Here is a 21,397-nt window from a genome sequence, read left to right as displayed (position 1 = left end):
ATGTACGGACTCGCTCAGGATAGCTCCCGGCCTTTACATCGGCAAGGCAGGCGCGCTGTCAATCCACCGATACCCCACCGGCAATACCGGGTTCGAGAACTCGCAGTCCGTCGGCAATGGCGAGTTCGCGCAGTTCCGCAGGGAATTCGCTGGTCCCGAGGGCCAGAATGGTCGGTCCGGCACCGGAAACGGTGGCGGCGATGCCCGCGGCGCGCAGGCGTTCGATCCATTTCGTGGTGAGCGGCAGCGCGGACGCGCGGTAACCCTGGTGTAGCCGGTCCGCGGTGGCGGGGAGCAGCAGGTCAGGGCGTTGCGTCAAGGCTACGACAGCCAGCGCGGCACGGCTGGCATTGAAGGCCGCGTCGGCGTGCGGGACATTGTCCGGCAGCAGACCCCGGGTGTGCGCGGTCGAGGACCGCTCTTCGGGAATGAGCACGACCGGCCGCAGCGACGGATGCGGTTCCAGGCGCACCGCGCGGTAGGCGCGAACGTGGTGGTCCGCCAGGCCATTTGCGTCGGGACGGTCGGTTTCGGTCCAGGACACCACGATTCCGCCGAGCACACTGGCCGAGGAATTGTCCGGGTGGCCTTCGAATTCGGCCGCCAGCTGCACCATGACGTCCTGGTCATAGGCCAGTGCGGCATCGAATTTCGCGGCCAGACCGCGACCGGCGGCCAGCCCGCCGACCACCGCGGAGGCCGAGGAGCCCAGCCCCCGCGAATGCGGAATCACGTTGCGGCACAGCACGTCCAGGCCATCGGCCCAGACGCCCGCGGCCTGCAGGCCGCGTTCGATGGCGCGCACCACGAGATGTGAAGGGCCCCAGGGCACATCGTCCGCGCCCTCACCCTCGACCCGGATGTTCAAACCGGAATCGGTGGTGGTGACCACGATCTCGTCGTACACCCCCAGCGCGATGCCGAGGGTGTCGAAACCCGGCCCCAGATTGGCGCTGGACGCCGGAACCCGCACGGTGACGGTGATTCCGGCGGGCAGCGTCCTGGTCATCAATTGACCTTCGCGCGAATTCACTTTCAGGCCAGCTCGAGTGCGTGCGCCACGGCGACCGGATCGACCGCGATCGGCTTGACCTCGGGCATACCGGCCAGCGCGTTATCCGGATCCTTGAGACCGTTGCCGGTCACGGTGCAGACCACGGTCAGACCGGAATCGAGCCAGCCCTCCTGGCGCGCCGCGAGCAGACCGGCGACCGAAGCGGCCGACGCGGGCTCCACGAAAACACCCTCGGTGGCGGCGACCAGGCGGTACGCCTCCAGGATCTTCTCATCGGTGGCGGCCCGGAACGCGCCGCCGGACTCCTCTTTCGCGGCCATCGCGGCATTCCACGACGCCGGGGCGCCGATCCGGATGGCGGTGGCGATGGTCTCCGGATCGCTCACCGGCGCGCCGTTGACCAGCGGAGCCGCACCGGCGGCCTGTACGCCCAGCATGCGCGGGCGCGAGCTGGAGGTGCCGTCGGCGTAGTACTCGCCGTAACCCTTCCAGTACGCGGTGATGTTTCCGGCGTTGCCGACCGGAAGCACGTGCACATCGGGAGCCTTGCCGAGCGCGTCCACGATTTCGAACGCGGCGGTCTTCTGACCCTCGATACGAGCCGGGTTCACCGAGTTCACCAGGCCGACCTCGGGGAAGTCCGCGGTGACCTTGCGCGCCAGTTCGAGGCAATCGTCGAAATTGCCCTCGACCTGAATGATCTTCGCGCCCAGCATGACCGCCTGCGCCAGCTTGCCCATGGCGATCTTGCCCTGCGGAATCAGCACCGCGCAGTGCAGACCCGCGCGGGTCGCGTACGCGGCGGCAGAGGCCGAGGTATTGCCGGTGGAGGCGCACAGCACCGCGGTCTTACCGCTGTACTTGGCATCGGTCATGGCCATGGTCATGCCGCGGTCCTTGAACGAACCCGTCGGATTCGCGCCCTCGACCTTGAGGTACACCTCACAGCCGGTCAGCTCGGACAGATGCGTGGCCGGCACCAGCGGGGTGCCGCCCTCGAACAGCGTCACCGGCTCCCAGTCGGCGGGCACGGGCAGACGATCCCGGTACGCGGTGATCAAACCGGGCCACGGGGTATGCACGGCAGACCGCGCAGTCGTACTCATTCCTCGGTGCCTTCCAATCTCAGAACGCTGGTCACGGATGTGACGGAATCCAGTTCGGCCAACGCGGCCACGGTATCGGCAAGGGCCGATTCCTGCGCGTGGTGGGTCACCACGACCAGGCGGGCGCCCGCGTCATGACCTTCCTGGCGGACCGTCGAAATGCTGACCCCATGCTTGGCGAATTCGCCCGCGACCGCCTGGAGTACACCGGTGCGGTCGGCGACCTGCATATTCACGTGGTAGCGGGTCGGGGTTTCACCGATCGAGGCGATCGGCAGCTCAGCATAAACCGACTCGCCCGGAGCGCGGCCACCGTAGAACTTGTTGCGCGCCGCCATCACCAGATCACCCATCACGGCCGAGGCGGTCGGCGCGCCGCCCGCACCCTGTCCGTAGAACATCAGGCGGCCGGCGTTCTCGGCCTCCACCACGACCGCGTTGAACGCGCCGCTGACCGAGGCCAGGGGGTGCTTACGCGGGATGAGCGCCGGGTAGACGCGCACGGAGATGGACTCCTTGCCGCCGTCATAGGTGACGCGCTCGGCCATGGCCAGCAGTTTCACCGTGCAGCCGACGGCCGCGGCGGTCTCCAGATCCTCGGCGGTGATCTTGGAGATGCCCTCGCGGTAGACATCGGCCGCGGTCACCCGGGTGTGGAAGGCGACCGAGGCCAGGATGGCGGCCTTGGCGGCGGCGTCATAACCCTCGACGTCGGCGGTCGGATCGGCCTCGGCGTAACCCAGGCGGGTGGCCTCGGCCAGCACATCGGCATACGCCGCACCGGTTTCGGCCATGGCCGAGAGGATGAAGTTGGTGGTGCCGTTCACGATGCCGACCACGCGGTTCACCCGGTCGCCGGACAGCGACTGGATGAGCGGGCGCAGCACCGGGATCGCACCGGCGACGGCGGCCTCGAAATACAGGTCGGCGCGGTGCGATTCGGCGGCGGCGGACAGTTCGCCGGTGTGGTCGGCGAGCAGCGCCTTATTGGCGGTGACCACGGACTTGCCGTGCTCGAGCGCGGTGCGGATGAGCGCGCGGGCGGGATCGATACCGCCCATGACCTCGACCACGATGTCCACATCGTCGCGGGCGACGAGGGCTTCGGCATCGGTGGTGAGCAGCTCGGCGGGGATGCCGCGATCCTTGCTCAGGTCACGCACGGAGACCCCGCGCAGCACGACCGGCGCGCCGACGCGATTGCAGAGATCCTCGGCCTGGTTGCGAATGATGCGAACCACTTCGGTGCCGACCGTGCCCATTCCGAGCACCGCGATTCCGATCGGATGATCCGATCCCCACACGCCGGTCTTGGCGATTTCGGTCATGCATTCACCTCCAAGCTGAGTAGGTCCTCCACCGTTTCGCGGCGAAGAATCAAGCGCGCCTTGCCGTCTCGCACCGCGACCACGGCGGGCCGGGTGAGCATGTTGTAACGGCTCGACATCGAGTAGCAGTACGCGCCGGTAGCCGCCACCGCGACCAGGTCACCCGGGCCGACATCGGCCGGGAGCCAGGTATCGCGAATGACGATATCCCCACTCTCGCAATGCTTTCCGACCACCCGAGCGACCACCGGCGCGGCCTCGCTGGAGCGCGAGACCAGACGGCAATCGTATTCGGCCTGGTACAGCGCGGGCCGGATATTGTCACTCATTCCGCCGTCGATGCTGACGTAACGGCGACGCGCGCCCGCGTCGAGCACCACATCCTTGGTGGTGCCGACCTCGTACAGGGTGACCGTGCCCGGTCCGGCGATGGCGCGGCCCGGCTCGACCGCGATGGTCGGCATGGGCAGGCCCGCGCGCTCGGCCTCCTCGGCCACGATGCGGCGCAGGTTGGCCGCGAAGTCCGCCAGCGACGGCGGGTCCTCGTGCGGCAGGTACGAAATACCAAGGCCGCCACCGAGATCGAGCACATTGATCTGCGCCGCGCGCTCCATGCCGAACTTGTCGGCGGCCTCGCGCAGCAGGCCGAGCATGCGGCGGGTGGAGATCTCGAAACCGTCGATCTCGAAGATCTGCGAGCCGATGTGCGAGTGCAGGCCGACCAGGCGCAGGTTGTCGGATTCGAAGACCCGGGCGATGGCCTGCATGGCATCACCGCTGGCGATCGAGAAACCGAACTTCTGATCCTCGTGCGCGGTCGAAATGTATTCGTGCGTATGGGCTTCCACGCCGACGGTGACGCGCACCAGCACATCGACGACCTTGCCCGCGGTCTTGGCGACCGCTTCCAGGCGGTCGATCTCGATCAGCGAGTCCAGCACGATGTGACCGACGCCGGTCGCGACCGCGGTCTCCAGCTCCGGAACCGATTTATTGTTGCCGTGCAACGCGATTCGCTCGGCCGGGAAGCCCGCGTGCAGTGCGACGGCGAGTTCGCCGCCGGAGCACACGTCCAGGTGCAGGCCCTCATCGCGAATCCAGCGCGCGATCTCGGCGGACAGGAAAGCCTTGGAGGCGTAGTGCACTCGCGAACCCTCACCGAACGCGCTGACCATATCGCGGCAGCGGGACCGGAAGTCGTCCTCGTCGATGACGAACAGCGGGGTGGCGAATTCGGCGGCCAGCTCGTGCACCGGTACCCCGGCGAGCCGCACGACGCCGTCGGCATCGCGAGAAGCGTTGCGCGGCCACACATTCGCGGGCAGCGTGATCATCTGCTGGGTGTTCTCCGGCCGCTCGGGAAGGTTCTGAGCAGGCGGGATGTCCGCGTGGCGGGGACCGGCGGGATGTGCACTCATCTACATACGCTCCGGGGCAGTGACGCCTAGCAGGCCGAGGCCGTTGGCCAGCACCTGGCGGGTGGCTTTGACCAGCTCGAGGCGAGCGGCGTTTCGGGGGGTGACAGGCTCGTCACCCATGGGGATGACGCGCATTTCCTTATCGGACTGGAAGGGGTGGTAGGCCCCGGCCAGCTCCTCCAGGTAGCGGACTACCCGGTGCGGTTCACGCATCTCGGCGGCGGTGGCGAGGACGCGCGGGTATTCACCGAGGGTGCGAATCAGCTCACCCTCGCGGTCTGCGGTCATCAGGCTGAAATCCGGTGCGACCGAGGCGAAGTCGAACGCGGCGGAATTGCCGATGATGTTGTTGGTGCGGGCGTGCGCGTATTGCACGTAGTACAGCGGGTTCTCGGTGTCCTGCTTGGTCCACAGGTCCAGATCGATATCGATGCTGGAGTTCACCGAGGAGCGCACCAGGGAGTACCGCGCGGCGTCCACGCCGATGGCCTCGACCAGATCGTCCAGGGTGACCACGGTGCCCGCGCGCTTCGACATGCGCACGGCCACATCGCCTTCGAGCAGATTCACCATCTGGCCGATGAGCACCTCGACGGTGTCCGGATCGTCGCCGAACGCGGCGGCGGCGGCCTTCAAACGGCCGATGTAGCCGTGATGGTCCGCGCCCAGCATGTAGATGCACAGGTCGAACCCGCGTGAGCGCTTGTTCTGGAAGTAGGCGATATCGCCGCCGATGTACGCGGACTTGCCATCGCTCTTGATGACGACGCGGTCCTTGTCATCGCCGTATTCGGTGGACGCGATCCACCAGGCGCCATCCTTCTCGTAGAGCTTGCCCGAATCCTTGAGCGTCTGAATGGCCTTCTCGACCGCGCCGGAGGCGAACAGCGAGCTCTCGTTGAAGTACACGTCGAAGTCGACGCCGAATTCGTGCAGGTTCTGTTTGATCTGCGCGAACATCAGCTCGACGCCCTCGCGGCGGAACAGCTCGTGCTGTTCGGCCGCGGGCAAACCCGGCGCATCCGGATGCGCGGCAACGATGGTGTCGGCGATCTCCTTGATGTACGCGCCGCCGTACCCGTCCTCCGGGGTGGGCTGCCCGTTCGCGGAGGCGACGAGGGAGTTGGCGAAGCGGTCGATCTGCGCGCCGTGATCGTTGAAGTAGTACTCGCGGGTGACATCCGCACCCTGGGCGGACAGGATGCGGCCGAGCGCGTCGCCGACGGCGGCCCAGCGGGTGCCGCCCAGGTGGATGGGTCCGGTCGGGTTGGCGGAGACGAATTCCAGGTTGATCTTGGTCCCGGCGAGCGCGTCGCCGCTGCCGTACTTCGCGCCCGCCGCGAGGATGTTCTCCACGATCGCGCCCTGCGCGGCCTTGGCCAGGCGGATGTTCAGGAAGCCGGGTCCGGCGACCTCGGCGACCTCGATATCGGGGGTCTGGCCCAGCGCCTCGGCGAGCAGATTCGCAAAGTCGCGCGGGTTCATTCCGGCCCGCTTGCCTACCTGCATGGCCACATTCGTGGCATAGTCACCGTGCTCGGGGTTACGGGGACGCTCCACCTTGACCTCGTCGGGCAGGACCGCAGGGTCGGATCCACGTTCGACAAGTACCTTCGCCGCGGTTGCGCGAAGGAGATCTGCAAGGTCAGCTGGAGTCACGAGTCACTATCCTATGGTCTGAGCAGGTGCACGCCGCGCGCGGGCATCGCACGGGCAGGCGCCCAGCAAACGATGCGGCCGCATCGCTTGATTGTCCGAACACGTCGAAGAGAGCACAACTAGTTATGCCGAGCAGCACCAGTGCCAAGTCGGCCAAGGCTATTAAGGCCGCGGGCAAATCGTCGGGATCGGGCCGTAAAGGCGGGTCCGGGGGCAAACTGCCCGTGAAACGGAACATCCCGTGGATGACCATTGCCGCGGTGGTGGCCGTGCTGGCGCTGATCGGCGGAATCGCCGCATTCCTGGTGCCGAAGTACAACGCCAAGGAAGAGATCAAGAACCCTTCCGCGTATATCGACGGCGTGGTCAAAAAGGACTATCCGGCCGGGCTGCACGTGTCCTCGACGCAGCGCGTGGCATACGACCAGGCACCGCCGTTCGGTGGCCCGCACGACGGTTCGTGGGCGGCGTGCATGGGCAATGTGTACGCCAAGGCGATCCGCACGGAGAATGCCGTGCATTCGCTGGAACACGGTGCGGTGTGGATCACCTACAACCCCGACAAGGTGGATCAGGCGACCATCGACACGCTGAAGAAGAAGGTCGAAGGCCAGCAGTACATGCTGATGTCGCCGTACCCGGGTCTGGACACCCCGATCTCGTTGCAGGCGTGGGGTCATCAGCTCAAGCTGCAGAAGGCCGACGATTCGCGGGTGGACCGGTTCATCAAGGATCTGCGCCTGAACTCGAACACCTACCCCGAGGTCGGCGCGAGCTGCGCGAACCCGACCTTCGACACCAACAACCCGCCGCCGTTCGATCCGTCCAAGCCGGGTCCGGACGCGGTGCCGCTGGACGGTAAGGGCCTGACCAAGGACACCACCGAGCTCGGCGGTGCCGGCGGCAGCCAGATTCCCGGCGGCATGCCGAACATCCCCGGTGGCATCCCCGGCCTGCCCGGTGGCACCATCCCCGGCGGCACCCTGCCCGGCGGTGACGCGACCGCGCCCGGCGGCGACGGCACGCTGCCCGGCGGCATCCCGAGCATTCCCGTGCCCACCGGCGACCCGCAGCCGGAGCAGCCGGCTCCGGCGCAGTAATGCCGCCGTTCTTGTCGCACGCGAACGAGCCCGGCGATTCCGAGGCAGCCGAACCCGTGGAGGCGACGGGCCGCAGTCAGCGGCCCGCGCTGCTGATCCTCGGTGTGATCGCGGTGCTGCTGGCAGGATTCGCCGCGGGCCTGATGGTCGGCAATCTGCGTGCCTCGGATCCCGAGCCCAGCGCGGTGGATATCGGCTTCAGCCAGGACATGTCGGTGCATCACGCGCAGGCGGTGGAGATGGCCGCGATCGCGTTCAGCGGCACCACCGATCCGGCGGTGAAGCGGCTGTCCTATGACATCCTCACCACCCAGGGCAATCAGGCGGGCCGCATGCAGGCGTGGCTGCAATCCTGGGGCGAACCGCTGCTGCCCACGGGCGGCTACATGGGCTGGATGACCGATATGTCGGCGCATCACCACATGGGCACCGCCGAGCATTCGGGTCCGGTGGCGGTCATGCCCGGTATGGCCTCCACCGAGGAGATCACGGCGCTGCGCGCGGCCACCGGTCCGGCGCTGGACACCATGTTCCTGCAGTTGATGCTGCGGCATCATCAGGGCGGTATGCCGATGATCGAATACGCCGAGCAGCGCGCCGATATCGATGTGGTGCGTTCACTGGCGCAGAGCATGGCCAAAACCCAGTCCAGCGAAGCCGATTTGATGACCCAGATGCTCGCCGAGCGCAAAGCCACACCGCTTCCGCTCAACTGAGTTCGGTGCCGGGCGTCGCAAAACGCCCGGTCCACCCGGGTTTTTGGCGCAGCGCAGGCAATGCGATACGCTTTCCCAGCCCACTCGGAAAGTCGAGAAGTCCGAGCGGGTCCACCCCCGCCCTCGTAGCTCAGGGGATAGAGCGTCTGCCTCCGGAGCAGAAGGCCGCAGGTTCGAATCCTGCCGAGGGCACCGAAGAGCAAGGCCCCGAACGGCATTCGCCGATCGGGGCCTTTTTCTCGTCTCGGGCCGATACGACCTCAGCCGACGACCTCGTTGAGTTTGCCGGTGGCCACGTCGAATACGAAGCCGCGCAAGGACGTTGTCGCGGTGATGAACGGGCTGGCCTCGATGCGCCGAATCGATTGCCGCACATCATCGCCCAGATCCGGGAAGGCTTCGGCGGACCAGGCGGGCTTGATGCCGGTGTCGTCCTGGATGGTGCGTTTGAAGTCGTCGTCGGTGAAGGTGAGCATGCCGCAGTCGGTGTGGTGGATGAGGATGATCTCGGTGGTGCCCAGCAGGCGCTGACTGATGGCGAGCGAGCGGATCTCATCATCGGTGACCACACCGCCCGCATTGCGGATGACATGCGCCTCCCCGTCCCCCAGGCCGAGAATGCGATACACGTCGAGCCGGGCGTCCATGCAGGCCAGCACCGCGACATGCTTACTGGGCGGCAGGGGCAGCGGCCCGGCGAAGCGGGACGCGTATTCGGCGTTGTTGGCGAGGTATTCGTCGGTGACTGTCATGGTCGCGTCCTTGCGTCGGTGGGGTGAGGACATGCGAATCTCTGCATCGACCGTGGCGCAGTGGCGGGTGTCGCGCGAGGGATGCGCGCACCGTGAAATAAACGCTTGCGCTGGGCATATTCGGACTCGTCCGGGCAGGTGGCGGGCGCGCGGAGGTGAGGGCTGACACTCACCAGGGCGTGTTGCCTTGCCCCCTAATTGGCCAACAGACCGGTATCTTTTGGGCATGTCGGACATCGAGGAGAGGTGCGCGGACCTACCACGGCGGCGACATGCGCGACGGGCCGGATCGATAGCCGGCGCGGCCCTGGCCGGCATCGCGGGAACCTGCATCGCCGTCGCGCCGGGCCATGCCACCCCGGTCACCCCCATTGCGATCGTGGATGAGACCACCGATGTCGCGGCGTTCTACACCGCGCCCGAGGATCGGATCGCCGGTCCGCACGGCTCGGTGATCCAGTTGCGGCCCATCGACGGCGATCCGGGGATCCCGGGGGCACGGAATTACCTGGTGCTGTATCGATCCGTCGATATGCAGGGGAATTCGGTGGCGGTATCGGGCACCGTGGCGGTGCCCGAGGGCACCCCGCCCCCGGGCGGCTGGCCGCTGATCTCGTGGGCGCACGGCACCACCGGGGTCGATGATTCCTGCGCGCCCTCGCACGACACCTCCGACGACTTCCCCGCGCACGATTACACCTCCCTGGTTCGAAAAGTGCAGGCGCAGTGGATATCCGCGGGTTACGCGGTGGCGCAGACCGACTATCAGGGCCTGGGCACGCCCGGTCCGCACGGCTATCTGATCGGTACCGCCGAGCAGCGCGCGGTCACCGATATGGCAAGGGCCGCAAGGCAGATCGAACCGGAGATCGGCACCCGCTGGGTGGCGATGGGGCATTCACAGGGTGGGCAGGCGGCCGTTTTCGCCGATGCGCAGGCGCAGCAGTGGGCGCCGGAGCTCCAACTGCTGGGTGCGGTGGCGCTGGCTCCCGCATCGCATCAGGGCATCGGTATCCAGGCGTCGCAGTTGGCCACGGCGGTGGGCGCGTCCACCGCGCTCGGTCCGCTCACGGGTGGGTCGACCGCGTTCCTGCCCTTGATCATTCGGGGCGCGCAGACGGTCGCCGATATCGATCCGGCGCGCTTCCTGACCCCGGACGCGGCGGCCATGGTCACCCTGGCGGACGTGGGATGCATTGCGCAACTGCGGAGTCCGCAGCAGTGGGGCGGGCTGACCGCGAGCGAGGTGTTCGCACCCGACGGTGATATTCACGCGCTCACCCGGGTGCTGAATGAAAACGATCCCAGCACACTGACTTTCGCGCAGCCGCTGCTGGTGCTGCAGGGCCGGGCCGATACCACGGTGCCCGCGGCCGCCACCGATGTGATGGTGGTGCGCCAGCGCGCCGCGGGCCAGCCGGTGCAGTATCGCGGATATCCCGGCGCGGATCACCGTGGCGTGCTGGAGGCGTCCTACGCGGACGCGCTGAGCTGGGTCGACGGCCGCTTCGGCAGGTGATCGGCGGGTCGCCACCGATACAGTAGCGCCAGTCCGGCGGCGCAGCCGACGGTGACGGCCAGCGCGACCCAGCCGGGCGCGGCCGAGGTGATGCTCGATGGGTCGCGGTACCAGCGCGGTGAGTAGGCGACCCGGCCGAAACCGCTGCCGCGCACCGCGATAACCAGGCACGGCACCACCAGCGCCGCCAGCGCGACCACCATGCTGGGGGCGTTGCGCGGGGTGTGCCCGGCGAAGCAGTAGCCCATGAGGAAGCCGAGACCGGTGATGCCGATCAGCGGTATGAGCATCGCGTGATGCGCGCTGCCCGAGGTGCCGGCCGCGAAGACGGCGAGCGCACCGGTGCCCGCGAAGACCGCCCAGGGCAGATGTCTGCGCCGTCCCGCGTACCACCCGATCGCCACGGCGATGATGGGCAGCGGTGCGCTCCAATCCGGACGCGGCACGGTGAAGATGGAGCTGCCGGAATTGGTGACCGCCACCGCGAGCAATACCAGCACCCCGTCCCGCCCGGGCAGCAGCAGCGCGGCCCCGAACGCGGCCAGTACGGTGACGCCCACCGCCAGCACGGTCTGCGGGACGGTGTCCGCGTGCCGGACGTACCAGTCGGTGGAGAACGCGGTCGCGCCGACGAGCAGCAGTGCCGCGAGAATCGGCCCGATGGGCAGGTCTGCGTTCTCCGCCGGATCGGCGGCCGGGTCGACGCGTTCGCCGAGCGCCCCGCAGGCCAGCAGTACGGCGGTGGCCAGGATCATCCACAGCGGCGGGGTGCCGCTGGAGGCCCATTCGATGAGGGTGCGGCTCTCGGCCCCCGGCGCGGGTAGCGCGGTGAGGTCGCCGATGGTGATGCTGACCACCGCTCCCAGCAGGTACGCGCCGGTGGCGATGGGTTTTCCGAAGACCGCGACGGCCAGTGCGCCGAGCAGGATGCCGCCGAAGATGGCGTCGATGTAATTGACCGTGATGAGCGTGCCGCTCAGCGCCGAGCGCATATTCCACAGGTGATCGGCGGCCAGTACGGTGGCGCTGCCGAAGGAGACGATCCAGGCGGTGCGGCGGCCGAGCGCGACGGCGAGGGCGGCGGCGATGACCGCGAACATGCCGCCGGCCGCGGCGGCGCGCGGCATGTTCATGACCAGCAGGTCGAGTTCCAGCGGGGCGTCATTGGACCAGCCGAGATCGAGCGGGGCCATGAGCAACAGTCCGGCGACCACCGCCCCGAAGAAGGCGGAGGCAGGCTGGAGGATCCCGTCGAACCTGCGTATATCAGGCATTTCGGACACGCTCACGGGTTGCACCAACGCGAACTTCGCGCCCATCTCGTCACCCTTTCACCGGTGATCGAACGCTTCTCGCGCTACAGCCGAACGAAACAGCTAACTGTTTGCGAGATTAACAGCAAATGAGCATTGCCGCCGTGGCCAGTGACCCAGCCCATTGCCATCCGGCAGGAACGAGACTGCCGTCAGGCCGGAACCAGGCCCGACAGATCGCGCGACACGGTGTGATTTCGGTCGGCGGTGGAGCCCAGGGTGTACTCGGGCAGCAGACCGAAGTACTCACCGCGCGACCGAGCGCTCCAGCGACGCGCGCCCGGCGTCCGGGTCTTGTAGAAGTTGACGGTGTAGCCGCCCTCGTAGAGGCGTACCAGCGAGTAGCCGCCCGGATACTCCTTGGCCGCGGCCACCTCGAGAAATTCGACGGGAATGGGAAAGTCGGGGCGGGTAAGGCGATTTCGATGGGTATGGCCGGAATGATGCAGGAATACCCCGGGCGCGGAGCGGTAGAGCGATTGCAGCTCAGCCGAATTGGCGCTGTTGAGCACAAAACCCGGCCCCGCGATATTCGTCCAGCCGGATTCGGCGGTAACCGGATGATGGCTGAAGACCAGCGTCGGCCGATCCGGATCGGCCAGCAGCACCTCGCGCAGCCGATCCAGCTGCGGCCGGTCGATACTGCCGCCGGAGCCGTCGAGTTCGGTGGTGTCCAGGGCCAGCAGGCGCAACTCGCCCACCTCGAACTCCCCCAATTGCTGCCGGGGACCGAAGGATTCGCCCCAGCAGTCGAAGTGATCGGCGTACGGTGCGCAGCCCACGTAGTCGCCGCCGAGATGCGGGCGGTCGTGATTGCCCCGGCAGGCGAACCAATCCTGGTCCGCCGCACCCCATTCCGCGAGTGCGCGATGCACCCCGCGCACCTGATCGGGCGTCGCCTCCGCGGTCAGATCACCCGCGAGCAGCAGTTGATCGGCGGCGCGGTCGGGGCGGCGCAGATCGTCGAGGATCGCGGCCAGCATGACCTCGGGATACGGTGCGAGACCGGGATCCTGGCGCACGCCGGGCGGCAGTCCGGCGGCGATCAGGCCGCTGATCTCCTCGCCGTAGTGCACATCGTTGCAGAGCGCGATGGTGCGCAGCAGTCGGCCCGGCGGCGGCACCGGCGTAGTGAACTCGCCGCTCGCCTCCGGCGTATTCGGCAGCCAGGTGGCCACATTCAGCGCGGGCACGGCGGTCACACCCACCGAGCGCGCCTCGAATCGGTAGCGGCGGCCGGGTTCCAGGCCGGTGATCTCGGCGTAGTGGTACGCGGTCGGCCCGGGATCGGCGAACACCTGCCGCAGACTCGTCCCGTCGGCGGGGCCCAGCCACACCTCGGCGTCGGTCTCCACCGGCACCGGATCGCCATTCGCGTTGGGCCCCAACGTCGTCCAGGTGAGGATCGCCGACTCCGCGGTGATCGTGACGACCTCCAGATCGGTCGCGATCACCGAACCCGGCTGTGCGCGAACCACTCCCGGGCGGGCGAGCGGAAGCAGGGTCGCCGCCGCGAGCGCACCCAGTACGGTGCGCCGGTTCGGCCCGCAGCAGTTCACGACCGCACTACCTGCCGTCGGTCGAGCACACCTTCCACGTGCCCTCCTCCTTGCGGAGATGCTCCGACGCGGTGGTCGACTTGTCGTCGGCTCCCGAAACCGAGAGCGCGCCAACCATTTTCGCCGTCGCGCGATCCCCGGTGACGGTGATCTGATCGATGCTCACGATGCGGATATCCATCCGGCCCTGTTCGGACGCGCTCTTCTGCGCGGTGGACAGCGCATCGTATTCGGCGCGATCCGCCGCGCACGCCTTGGTGACCGCGACGCCCGGACCTTTGGCCGACAGCGTGCCGTAGAAATCGCGAATGGCGGAGTCGATGCGCTGGCTGTCGCTCGGGGAATCCTTGCCGGACAGCGAGACCGCGGCGGCGACGCCACCGCCGACCACGACGACGGCCGCCACGGCCAATCCGACGAACAGTGGTTTACGACCTCCCCCGCCGCGTTTGCCAGCAGATCGCTGAACGTCCATTGCCGGATTGTACGGTTGTCCGCCGGGCGGCAGGGTCATCGATTTCCTTCGATCGGTCCACCACTGAATGTCCGCAGACTACGGCAAATAGGTTGCGATTCGGTGGGGTGCCGGATCTGTCCGCCCCGAGAGACGGTACGTTGGTTAGCCAAACCTCAGGAATGAGGATTGGCATGTCGAAAGGACGGTCATGGCAGCGGCTCGATGGAAACTGGTGTCCGGCGCGGTCGCCGCGATCACCCTGCTGGCGGCAACCGGATGCTCCAATTCGTCCAAGGACGACAACGAGATCCTGGTCTACAACGCCCAGCACGAATCGCTGACCAAAGAGTGGGCCGAGGCCTTCACCAAGGAGACGGGCATCAAGGTGACGCTGCGCCAAGGCGGCGACACCGATCTGGGCAACCAGCTCGTCGCCGAGGGCAAGAACTCCCCCGCCGATGTCTTCCTCACCGAGAACTCCCCCGCCATGGCGCTGGTCGAGAATGCCGGACTGTTCGCCGACGTGGATCCCAACACGCTCGCGCAGGTGCCAGAGCAGTTCCGCCCCTCCACCGGCAAGTGGACCGGAATCGCGGCCCGCTCAACCGTTTTCGTCTACAACACCGGCAAGGTGCAGGCCGATCAGCTGCCGCATTCGCTGCTGGATCTGCAGCAGCCGCAGTGGAAGGGCCGCTGGAGCGCGGGCGTGTCCGGCGCGGACTTCCAGGCCATCGTGGCCGCCCTGCTCGCTCTCAAGGGTGAGGACGTCACCAAGGCGTGGCTCAAGGGCATGAAGGACAACGCGATCGCCTCGCAGAACAATGTGACGACCATGAAGGGCGTCAATGCCGGGCAGTTCGACGGCGGCGTGATCTACCACTACTACTGGTACCGCGATCAGGCCAATACCAAGGAGAACAGCAACAACACCAAGCTGTACTACTTCAAGAACCAGGATCCGGGCGCCTTCGTCTCCATTTCCGGTGGCGGCGTGCTGAAGTCGAGCAAGAAGTCGGAGAACGCGCAGAAGTTCCTCGCCTTCATCGCCTCGCAGAAGGGCCAGGAGGTGCTGCGCGACGGCGATTCGATGGAGTACCCGGTCTCGGCCACCGTCGCCGCCAATCCGGCACTGCCCCCGCTGGCTTCGCTGGACGCGCCGAAGGTCGACCCCAGCAAGCTGGACGCCAAGAAGGTCACCCAGTTGATGACCGACGCGGGTCTGCTCTAACCCATGGCCGTCCGGACCGCTGTCGCCACCCGGGCCGCCCGGCCCGGGCTGCTCGTCACGATCCTCGCGCTGCTGCTGGTGGCCGCGACGTTCGTACCGCTCGGCTACATCGTGTCCACGCTGTTCAGCACCGGATTCACCGAGACGGCGCATTTGATCTTCCGGCCGCGGGTCGGTGAACTACTGCGCAATACGGTGGGTTTGGTGGTCATCACGGTGCCGATCTGCCTGGTGCTCGGCATCGGGCTGGCCTGGATCGTGGAGCGCACCGACGTACCGGGCGCGGCCTGGTGGGGGCCGATCTTCGCGGCTCCGCTGGCCGTGCCCGCCTTCGTCAACAGCTACGGCTGGGTGAGCGCCTTCCCGTCCCTGCACGGCCTGTGGGCGGGCGTGCTCATCGCGACGGTGTCGTATTTCCCGCTGGTGTACCTGCCCGCCGCGGCGACGCTGCGCAGGCTGGATCCGGCGGTGGAGGAATCCGCGCGGGCGCTCGGCTCGGGTCCGGTCGCGGTGTTCGCGCGAATCGTGCTGCCGCAGTTGCGTTTGGCCATTCTCGGCGGCGGACTGCTGATCGCGCTGCATCTGCTCGCCGAATACGGCGCGTTCGCCATGATCCGGTTCTCCACGTTCACCACCGCGATTTTCGAGCAGTACCAATCCAGTTTCGCCGGGGCGGCGGGCAATACGCTGGCCGGGGTGCTGGTGGTGCTGTGCCTGGTGCTGCTGGCCGGTGAGGCCGCGGCGCGCGGTAATGCCCGCTACGCCCGCATCGGCAGCGGTGTGCCGCGTGCCGCCATCCGGGTTCGGCTGGGCGTCAACAAGTTTCCGGTATTCCTGTTGTTGACCGCCGCCCTGGTGTTCTCGCTGGGCGTGCCGCTGTGGACCATCATCCGCTGGTTGCGGCTGGGTGGTTCGAAGGTCTGGGATATGGCCGATATCGGTGAATCCCTGGGCCAGACCATCGGATTGGCCGCCACGGCCGCGGTCATCACCACGCTGTGCGCCTTCCCGGTGGCCTGGATCGCGGTGCGCTCCACCTCGCGGTTCGCGCGAATCATCGAGGGCGCCAACTACATCACCAGTTCGCTGCCGGGCATCGTGATCGCGCTGGCGCTGGTGACGGTGAGCATTCGCTGGCTGCCCGCGCTGTATCAGACCGCCGCCACCGTGCTCGCCGCGTACACGCTGATGTTCCTGCCGCGCGCGCTGGTGGGTGTGCGCGCGGGCCTGGCGCAGGTGCCGGTCGGCCTGGAGGAGGTGTCGCAGGCGCTCGGCACCTCGCGGCCGATGACGTTCCTGCGCATCACCTTACGGCTCACCGCGCCCGCCGCGGCCTCGGCGGCGGCCATGGTGTTCGTGGCGGTGGCCACCGAGCTGACCGCCACACTGCTGTTGGCCCCCAATGGAACTCGCACCCTGGCCATGCGCTTCTGGTCGCTGTCCGGCGAACTGGACTACGCGGCGGCCGCGCCCTATGCGCTGATCATGATCATCGCGGCGGTGCCGGTCACGTATCTGCTGTTCACTCAATCCAGGAAGGCGGCCGGGCTATGAGTCGTCTTGTCGTCGAGAATGTCTGCAAGAATTTCGGACCCGCCCGGGTGCTGGACGGCATCCGGCTCGAGGTGCCCGACGGCAGCGCCACCGCGGTGGTCGGCTCGTCCGGCTGCGGTAAGACCACGCTGCTGCGGGTGATCGCCGGATTCGAGAACCCGGACTCGGGCTCGGTCACGGTCGGCTCGGAAGTGGTTACCCGGGAAGGGTTCTCGCTGCCGCCGCATCGCCGCCGGATCGGCTACGTGGCGCAGGACGGCGCGCTCTTCCCGCATCTCACGGTGGGGCAGAACATCGCCTACGGTCTCAACGGCGGACTGGCAGGACGGCGACGGCATGCGGCCCAGGTGCGCGAGTTGCTCGATATGGTCTCGCTGGGAGCGGATTACGCGGATCGGCGGCCGCATCAGCTCTCGGGCGGGCAGCAGCAGCGTGTGGCGCTGGCCCGCGCCATGGCCCGCAAACCCGATCTCATGCTGCTGGACGAACCGTTCAGCGCGCTCGATACCGGCCTGCGCGCCGCCACCCGGCAGGCGGTGGCCGATACGCTGCGCGCGGCGGGCATGACCAGCATTCTGGTCACCCACGATCAGGAGGAGGCGCTCTCCTTCGCCGATCAGGTCGCGGTCATGTGCACCGGCCGCTTCACCCAGGTCGGCACGCCCGAACAGGTGTACGCCGCTCCCGCCGATCTGTTCACGGCCGGATTCCTCGGCGACACCGTGCTGCTGGACGCGACCCTGCGATCCGATACCGCCGAGACCGCCCTGGGCCGGATTCCGGTGCAGCCGGACGCCCCCGCCGGTGCCGCGACCGTCATGATGCGACCGGAACAGCTTGTCGCCCATGTGGTTTCGAACGGCGATCCGGGCTGTGCCACGGTGCGCGGCGTCGAATTCCGCGGTGCGGACGTCATGCTCACCCTCGACCTGGACGGCCGCGCCGACCCCATCCAGGTGCGCCGCGTCAGCGTCGCCGCCCCGACCGTCGGAGACCGCGTGGACCTCGAAGTCCTCGGCGCGGCAGTCGCATTCACCGCCGAGCAGTGCGCGTCCGCCGCTCAGTTGACCAATGGCGTCTACCCCACACCCAGCGTGCGAGACGCGCTCACCGTCTGACCCATCGAACCTGGTGCCGCGTCCGGCCATGTTCTCGTGGCATTCGCCTCGTCATCCCGACGCGAGGGATTTCACCACGACGTTTCCCGTAGCGGCGCCTGCACGCGATTACGCGTAGCGCGCAGGAAAGGCGGAATCGGCCCGGTTCACGCCTGTCCCCGCGGCGTGAATGTGACAGCGCCGCCGGTCTACTCGGCGTGCTCCCACCGGACACGTCGCCCAGCACCTATATTGGCGCGGGGGCGAATTGCCCCGGGTACTACCTGAGGAGTCTCGTTGCGCAGCATGCTGTTCGCCCTGTCCGTCGTGGGCGCGGCCGTCGCCCTGGCCCCGCTCGCGGCCGCCGAACCGCCGCCCGCCGGGGACTCCGCGGTGAAGGTGCAGGCGGTGTACGGGGTGGAGCAGTTCCCGATCGCGGGCGTCACCGCCGATGTCACCCCGTGCGCGGGCGGCCCGGTCGCGGGCACCGTCACCACGGGCCGGGACGGCAGCGCCACCTATATCGGCGGCTCGGGCTGCTATCGGGTACAGGTCTCGACGCCGATGGGCTGCTCCCTCGATGGTGATGCGGCACAGCAGGTCAGCACGGTGCCCGGCATCATCCCGACGGCCACGTTCCGCTTCCGCTGCGCCTAGACCCCCGCGGCATACGAAAATGTCCCCCATGGATTTCCATGGGGGACATTTCCTTTGGAGCGAGCGGCGGGAGTCGAACCCGCGTATACGGCTTTGCAGACCGCTACCTAGCCCCTCGGTCACACCCGCATCGCTGTAAATGATGCCGCGCGTGCGCATTCGGGGCCAGTGTTCGAATCAGCCTGATTCCAATCAGCCTTCGGGCGCCGGTTCCGGGCCGGGCGGCGGCTCGGGCGCGGGTTCCGGAGCCGGTGGCGGCGGAGGCGGCGGCGGGGTGACTCCGGCTTCGGTGACCGCGTACGGTCCCGGCGGTGTCGGGTCGTACGGCGGCGGGTTATTGGTGTCGATGGTGGGGTTGGAGCAGCTCGCGCCCGGCTCCGGATAGGTGTACGGGTTCAGCCGCAGCGCGGTGATGAACTGGCCGACGCGCGGATCGCGGGCATCGGTGAGCTTGAGCTGGTGACCCCACGATTGCAGCGAGATCGGCGTGTCCAGCCCCGGATACGGCGACAGCAGCATGTACGGCTTCGCGCCGACCTGTCCGGTCAGCACCGAGACGCCGTCGACGCCGAGCGTGGTCGGGTTGTAGGTGATCCAGACCGCGCCGTGTTCGAGCGCGTGCACCGCGTTCTCGTTGCGGATCGGCACGGTGTAGTTGACGCCGGTGCACGGCAGCCACGAACTGTCGTGCGCGCCGCCGAAGGGCGGGCTCTGGGTGTAGGCGACGCGCTGGTTCGCGGCGACGTGCACACCGGCCGGATAGTCCTTGCGCACCACGCCGTCGATCCGGGTCGAGGGATCGTGGTCGGTGGCGGTGGGCACGAATTCGTCGGCGGCGGCTGCGGAGTCGCCGCCGGCGTTCTGCGGCCACAGGAGAATTCCGGCGACGCCGGCGGCGATCACGGCGATGGCCAAGCCCATGAAGAGGGGTTTGCGATCGGGCTTGCGCGGTGTGAATTCGGGGAAGGGCACACTGTACGGGCCCCGGGGTGCGGATGATGCCGGGTCGAACTTCGGGCCGAGCGGGTTGGTCACGTACTGCCTCCTTGTCCGCAAAGAGTACGACACCGAAATAGGGCTCGGTGCGGCGGAATACGAGTGCTTCGCATGCGATGATCGTGGACATGTCTCGGCCACGTCCCCTGCCGCTCGATCCGATCGAAGAGGCGCACCGCCAGTGGACCGAGCACGGCTGGGCCGAGGTCGCGGACGGGATGGCCGCGGTCACCTCACTGGTGCGGGCGCAGCAGATCGTGATGGCCCGGGTCGACGAGGCGCTCAAGCCCTCCGGGCTCACCTTCTCCCGGTACGAGCTACTGATGCTGTTGAGCTTCAGCAAAACGGGTGCGCTGCCCATGGCGGTTGCCAGCGCGCGTTTGCAGGTGCATCCGACGAGTGTCACCAACACCGTGGATCGGCTGGAGGCCGCGCATTTGGTGAAGCGGGTGCCGCATCCGAGTGACCGGCGCGCGACCTTGATCGAAATCACCGATGCCGGAAGGGAATTGGTGTCCAAGGCCACCACCGAGCTGAACCGGCAGGTGTTCGCGAATACCGGCCTGCCACCGGATCGTTTACAGCTGCTGCTGCGATTGCTGGCGGAATTCCGGCAGACCGCAGGCGACTTCGACAGCGGTGGCTCGCCGACCAGATGGGCCGCCCAGTAACCGTCCAGCATCCGGTCAGCCAATTTCCTGCGTCATAGTCTTGGAATCGGACCGCAAAAGGTTCACCATTGAGGCCATGGTGCTGGTCCTCGGGGTGTCAGCTGGCGCGGCGGGTGCGCGCGCCATGCTCACCCATTCCGACCAGCCGCATCTGCCGCCCATCGACCGCTGCAAAGTGGCGCGCCGGACTGGTGGCGGTATCGAGGAAGGTGTTTTCGAAGCCGTCCGGCTGATGCGCAAATCCGCTGCTCGGCGTGATGAATTCATTACCGGTATCGCGGTCACCTGCCGGTGTTCGACGCACGCGGACGCCATTCGCACCACGGCGGGGCGCAATCGCCTGACCCTGATCGACGAGCAGGTCGCGCAGCTCAGATATCTGCGGTTCACCGGCAGACTGCCCGCCGAGGGCTCGATCCTGCTCTATGACCTTGGCGCTTCCGGTTTGACGCTGACCCAGATCGATTGCCGCACCGAGGCGATTCTGGCCAGTAAGCGCAGTACCGTGCTCGGCGGTGACGGGCATGATTCGCTACTACGCTGGCTATTGGCCCGCGGCGGCGTGAGTGTGGATCTGGCCACCAGCCGCCGCCATAAGGAAGCCCTGGCCAGTGATCGCGTGATCACGGTGTGCGATCCGATCAACGGGCATCGCGCCGTCATCACCCGCAGTGACTTCGCCGATCTGGTGTCGGCGGGGGTGCATCATTCGGTGTCGTTCGTGCGGCAGATGATCGATGAGACCGGCGTGCACCCGTCCGCGATGGCGCTGCTCGGGGGTTGCACCCGCAACAAGAGCATTCGAGATGAGCTGGAACAGCAGCTCGATCTGCCGTTGATCTACGATCCGGAACCCGAATTCGTCTCCACCCGCGGCGCGGTGCTGCTGGCCGCCGAGCGCCCCTCCGCGCGCCGGGTGCGCAGTGTGCGTTTCAATCCGGTCCCGAGACTGCGCGGCGAGGATATCCCCTCGCGCCGCAAACTCGTTGCGGCCATTGCGGTTACGGCCACCCTCGGCGGGACCATCGCCGGTGCGCTCGCCATGAATCACGAGGGCGAGCACACCGACGGTAAGCAGCCGACCGTGGAAGTGGTCGGGCCGACCCGGCACTGACCACGCCCGAGGCGTGAATGATAGGGGGTTTGGGGGGGGGGGGCCCCAACCCCCCCCCCCCTGGCCGGGGGGGGGGGGGGCCCACCCGGGGGGGGTGGTTTTTGTGTTTGTTTTGGGGGGGGGGGGGCGGGGAGGCCC

Annotated in this window: 19 protein-coding genes and 2 tRNA genes; 10 read left to right on the top strand and 11 right to left on the bottom strand. The window is 67.6% G+C overall.

Going from position 1 to position 21,397, the window contains the following annotated elements:
• Nucleotides 1-58 precede the first annotated feature (58 nt).
• Genes thrB through argS form a run of 5 tightly spaced genes read right to left on the bottom strand, consistent with a single transcriptional unit; the run spans nucleotide 59 to nucleotide 6,526 of the window.
• On the bottom strand, nucleotides 59-1,009 hold the full coding sequence (gene thrB / locus ACFC0O_RS30455) for a homoserine kinase (RefSeq protein ID WP_364646452.1): 951 nt from the start codon (nucleotides 1,007-1,009) through the stop codon (nucleotides 59-61).
• A 26-nt stretch (nucleotides 1,010-1,035) separates the two neighbouring features.
• Nucleotides 1,036-2,121, bottom strand: coding sequence for a threonine synthase (gene thrC, locus ACFC0O_RS30450; protein ID WP_364646449.1), 1,086 nt, complete (start codon nucleotides 2,119-2,121; stop codon nucleotides 1,036-1,038).
• Nucleotides 2,118-3,449, bottom strand: coding sequence for a homoserine dehydrogenase (locus ACFC0O_RS30445; protein WP_375963689.1), 1,332 nt, complete (start codon nucleotides 3,447-3,449; stop codon nucleotides 2,118-2,120). The genes thrC and ACFC0O_RS30445 overlap by 4 nt, the downstream gene beginning before the upstream one ends.
• Nucleotides 3,446-4,867, bottom strand: coding sequence for a diaminopimelate decarboxylase (lysA, locus tag ACFC0O_RS30440; protein ID WP_375963687.1), 1,422 nt, complete (start codon nucleotides 4,865-4,867; stop codon nucleotides 3,446-3,448). The genes ACFC0O_RS30445 and lysA overlap by 4 nt, the downstream gene beginning before the upstream one ends.
• A complete protein-coding gene (gene argS, locus ACFC0O_RS30435) occupies nucleotides 4,868-6,526 on the bottom strand; it encodes an arginine--tRNA ligase (RefSeq protein ID WP_375963684.1) in 1,659 nt (552 codons plus the stop codon).
• 125 nt (nucleotides 6,527-6,651) lie between these two features.
• On the opposite strand from argS, the gene ACFC0O_RS30430 reads away from it, so the two are divergent.
• The 3 genes from ACFC0O_RS30430 (at nucleotide 6,652) to ACFC0O_RS30420 (ending at nucleotide 8,534) form a co-directional block, all read left to right on the top strand.
• A complete protein-coding gene (locus tag ACFC0O_RS30430; protein WP_375963681.1) occupies nucleotides 6,652-7,626 on the top strand; it encodes a DUF3105 domain-containing protein in 975 nt (324 codons plus the stop codon).
• Nucleotides 7,626-8,342, top strand: a complete 717-nt coding sequence (locus ACFC0O_RS30425; RefSeq protein ID WP_375963679.1) for a DUF305 domain-containing protein — start codon at nucleotides 7,626-7,628, stop codon at nucleotides 8,340-8,342. The genes ACFC0O_RS30430 and ACFC0O_RS30425 overlap by 1 nt, the downstream gene beginning before the upstream one ends.
• Before the next feature lie 119 nt (nucleotides 8,343-8,461).
• Nucleotides 8,462-8,534 (top strand) — tRNA-Arg (locus ACFC0O_RS30420).
• A 68-nt stretch (nucleotides 8,535-8,602) separates the two neighbouring features.
• Here ACFC0O_RS30420 and ACFC0O_RS30415 read toward each other — a convergent pair.
• Complete coding sequence (locus tag ACFC0O_RS30415; protein ID WP_375963676.1) at nucleotides 8,603-9,094, bottom strand: beta-class carbonic anhydrase; 492 nt, start codon at nucleotides 9,092-9,094, stop codon at nucleotides 8,603-8,605.
• Nucleotides 9,095-9,320: 226 nt separating this feature from the next.
• On the opposite strand from ACFC0O_RS30415, the gene ACFC0O_RS30410 reads away from it, so the two are divergent.
• Complete coding sequence (locus ACFC0O_RS30410; RefSeq protein WP_375963673.1) at nucleotides 9,321-10,613, top strand: alpha/beta hydrolase family protein; 1,293 nt, start codon at nucleotides 9,321-9,323, stop codon at nucleotides 10,611-10,613.
• Here ACFC0O_RS30410 and ACFC0O_RS30405 read toward each other — a convergent pair.
• From ACFC0O_RS30405 to ACFC0O_RS30395, 3 genes are all read right to left on the bottom strand, one after another.
• Complete coding sequence (locus ACFC0O_RS30405; protein ID WP_375963670.1) at nucleotides 10,568-11,887, bottom strand: hypothetical protein; 1,320 nt, start codon at nucleotides 11,885-11,887, stop codon at nucleotides 10,568-10,570. The two genes, ACFC0O_RS30410 and ACFC0O_RS30405, sit on opposite strands and share 46 nt — an antisense overlap.
• A 191-nt stretch (nucleotides 11,888-12,078) precedes the next feature.
• Nucleotides 12,079-13,485, bottom strand: a complete 1,407-nt coding sequence (locus tag ACFC0O_RS30400) for a metallophosphoesterase (RefSeq protein ID WP_375963668.1) — start codon at nucleotides 13,483-13,485, stop codon at nucleotides 12,079-12,081.
• A gap of 7 nt (nucleotides 13,486-13,492) precedes the next feature.
• The gene (locus ACFC0O_RS30395) at nucleotides 13,493-13,960 is read right to left on the bottom strand and encodes a hypothetical protein (protein ID WP_375963665.1); all 468 of its coding nucleotides are present in this window, start codon (nucleotides 13,958-13,960) and stop codon (nucleotides 13,493-13,495) included.
• Between the two features lie 190 nt (nucleotides 13,961-14,150).
• On the opposite strand from ACFC0O_RS30395, the gene ACFC0O_RS30390 reads away from it, so the two are divergent.
• The 4 genes from ACFC0O_RS30390 (at nucleotide 14,151) to ACFC0O_RS30375 (ending at nucleotide 18,478) form a co-directional block, all read left to right on the top strand.
• Entirely contained in the window at nucleotides 14,151-15,170 is a 1,020-nt protein-coding gene (locus ACFC0O_RS30390; protein ID WP_375963663.1) for an iron ABC transporter substrate-binding protein, read from the top strand.
• Between the two features lie 3 nt (nucleotides 15,171-15,173).
• A complete protein-coding gene (locus ACFC0O_RS30385) occupies nucleotides 15,174-16,724 on the top strand; it encodes an ABC transporter permease (RefSeq protein ID WP_375963661.1) in 1,551 nt (516 codons plus the stop codon).
• Nucleotides 16,721-17,842: an ABC transporter ATP-binding protein gene (locus ACFC0O_RS30380; protein ID WP_375963658.1), complete on the top strand. Its 1,122-nt coding sequence runs from the start codon at nucleotides 16,721-16,723 to the stop codon at nucleotides 17,840-17,842. The genes ACFC0O_RS30385 and ACFC0O_RS30380 overlap by 4 nt, the downstream gene beginning before the upstream one ends.
• A gap of 276 nt (nucleotides 17,843-18,118) precedes the next feature.
• Nucleotides 18,119-18,478: a hypothetical protein gene (locus tag ACFC0O_RS30375; RefSeq protein WP_375963656.1), complete on the top strand. Its 360-nt coding sequence runs from the start codon at nucleotides 18,119-18,121 to the stop codon at nucleotides 18,476-18,478.
• A 55-nt stretch (nucleotides 18,479-18,533) separates the two neighbouring features.
• Here ACFC0O_RS30375 and ACFC0O_RS30370 read toward each other — a convergent pair.
• A tRNA-Cys gene (locus ACFC0O_RS30370) sits at nucleotides 18,534-18,607 on the bottom strand.
• Nucleotides 18,608-18,670: 63 nt separating this feature from the next.
• Nucleotides 18,671-19,513: a DUF3105 domain-containing protein gene (locus ACFC0O_RS30365; protein ID WP_375963654.1), complete on the bottom strand. Its 843-nt coding sequence runs from the start codon at nucleotides 19,511-19,513 to the stop codon at nucleotides 18,671-18,673.
• Nucleotides 19,514-19,602: 89 nt separating this feature from the next.
• Between ACFC0O_RS30365 and ACFC0O_RS30360 the strand changes: the two genes are divergently transcribed.
• Nucleotides 19,603-20,145, top strand: coding sequence for a MarR family winged helix-turn-helix transcriptional regulator (locus ACFC0O_RS30360; RefSeq protein WP_375963652.1), 543 nt, complete (start codon nucleotides 19,603-19,605; stop codon nucleotides 20,143-20,145).
• 76 nt (nucleotides 20,146-20,221) lie between these two features.
• Nucleotides 20,222-21,259: a hypothetical protein gene (locus tag ACFC0O_RS30355; protein WP_375963649.1), complete on the top strand. Its 1,038-nt coding sequence runs from the start codon at nucleotides 20,222-20,224 to the stop codon at nucleotides 21,257-21,259.
• The last annotated feature ends 138 nt before the right edge of the window (nucleotides 21,260-21,397 follow it).

It is taken from the genome of Nocardia sp. NPDC056100 (assembly GCF_042266325.1).
Taxonomy (GTDB): Bacteria; Actinomycetota; Actinomycetes; order Mycobacteriales; family Mycobacteriaceae; genus Nocardia.
The sequence above is the reverse complement of the archived record's forward strand: the minus strand, read 5'-3'. Positions and strand labels throughout refer to the sequence as shown.

Coding starts and splice junctions, on each gene's coding strand:
- ACFC0O_RS30410 (WP_375963673.1), top strand. CDS start 9,321: ATGTCGGACATCGAGGAGAGGTGCGCGGACCTACCACGGCGGCGACAT.
- ACFC0O_RS30385 (WP_375963661.1), top strand. CDS start 15,174: ATGGCCGTCCGGACCGCTGTCGCCACCCGGGCCGCCCGGCCCGGGCTG.
- thrB (WP_364646452.1), bottom strand. CDS start 1,009: ATGACCAGGACGCTGCCCGCCGGAATCACCGTCACCGTGCGGGTTCCG.
- ACFC0O_RS30355 (WP_375963649.1), top strand. CDS start 20,222: ATGGTGCTGGTCCTCGGGGTGTCAGCTGGCGCGGCGGGTGCGCGCGCC.
- thrC (WP_364646449.1), bottom strand. CDS start 2,121: ATGAGTACGACTGCGCGGTCTGCCGTGCATACCCCGTGGCCCGGTTTG.
- ACFC0O_RS30445 (WP_375963689.1), bottom strand. CDS start 3,449: ATGACCGAAATCGCCAAGACCGGCGTGTGGGGATCGGATCATCCGATC.
- ACFC0O_RS30380 (WP_375963658.1), top strand. CDS start 16,721: ATGAGTCGTCTTGTCGTCGAGAATGTCTGCAAGAATTTCGGACCCGCC.
- ACFC0O_RS30360 (WP_375963652.1), top strand. CDS start 19,603: ATGTCTCGGCCACGTCCCCTGCCGCTCGATCCGATCGAAGAGGCGCAC.
- lysA (WP_375963687.1), bottom strand. CDS start 4,867: ATGAGTGCACATCCCGCCGGTCCCCGCCACGCGGACATCCCGCCTGCT.
- ACFC0O_RS30425 (WP_375963679.1), top strand. CDS start 7,626: ATGCCGCCGTTCTTGTCGCACGCGAACGAGCCCGGCGATTCCGAGGCA.
- ACFC0O_RS30395 (WP_375963665.1), bottom strand. CDS start 13,960: ATGGACGTTCAGCGATCTGCTGGCAAACGCGGCGGGGGAGGTCGTAAA.
- ACFC0O_RS30430 (WP_375963681.1), top strand. CDS start 6,652: ATGCCGAGCAGCACCAGTGCCAAGTCGGCCAAGGCTATTAAGGCCGCG.
- ACFC0O_RS30415 (WP_375963676.1), bottom strand. CDS start 9,094: ATGACAGTCACCGACGAATACCTCGCCAACAACGCCGAATACGCGTCC.
- ACFC0O_RS30390 (WP_375963663.1), top strand. CDS start 14,151: ATGGCAGCGGCTCGATGGAAACTGGTGTCCGGCGCGGTCGCCGCGATC.
- ACFC0O_RS30405 (WP_375963670.1), bottom strand. CDS start 11,887: ATGCCTGATATACGCAGGTTCGACGGGATCCTCCAGCCTGCCTCCGCC.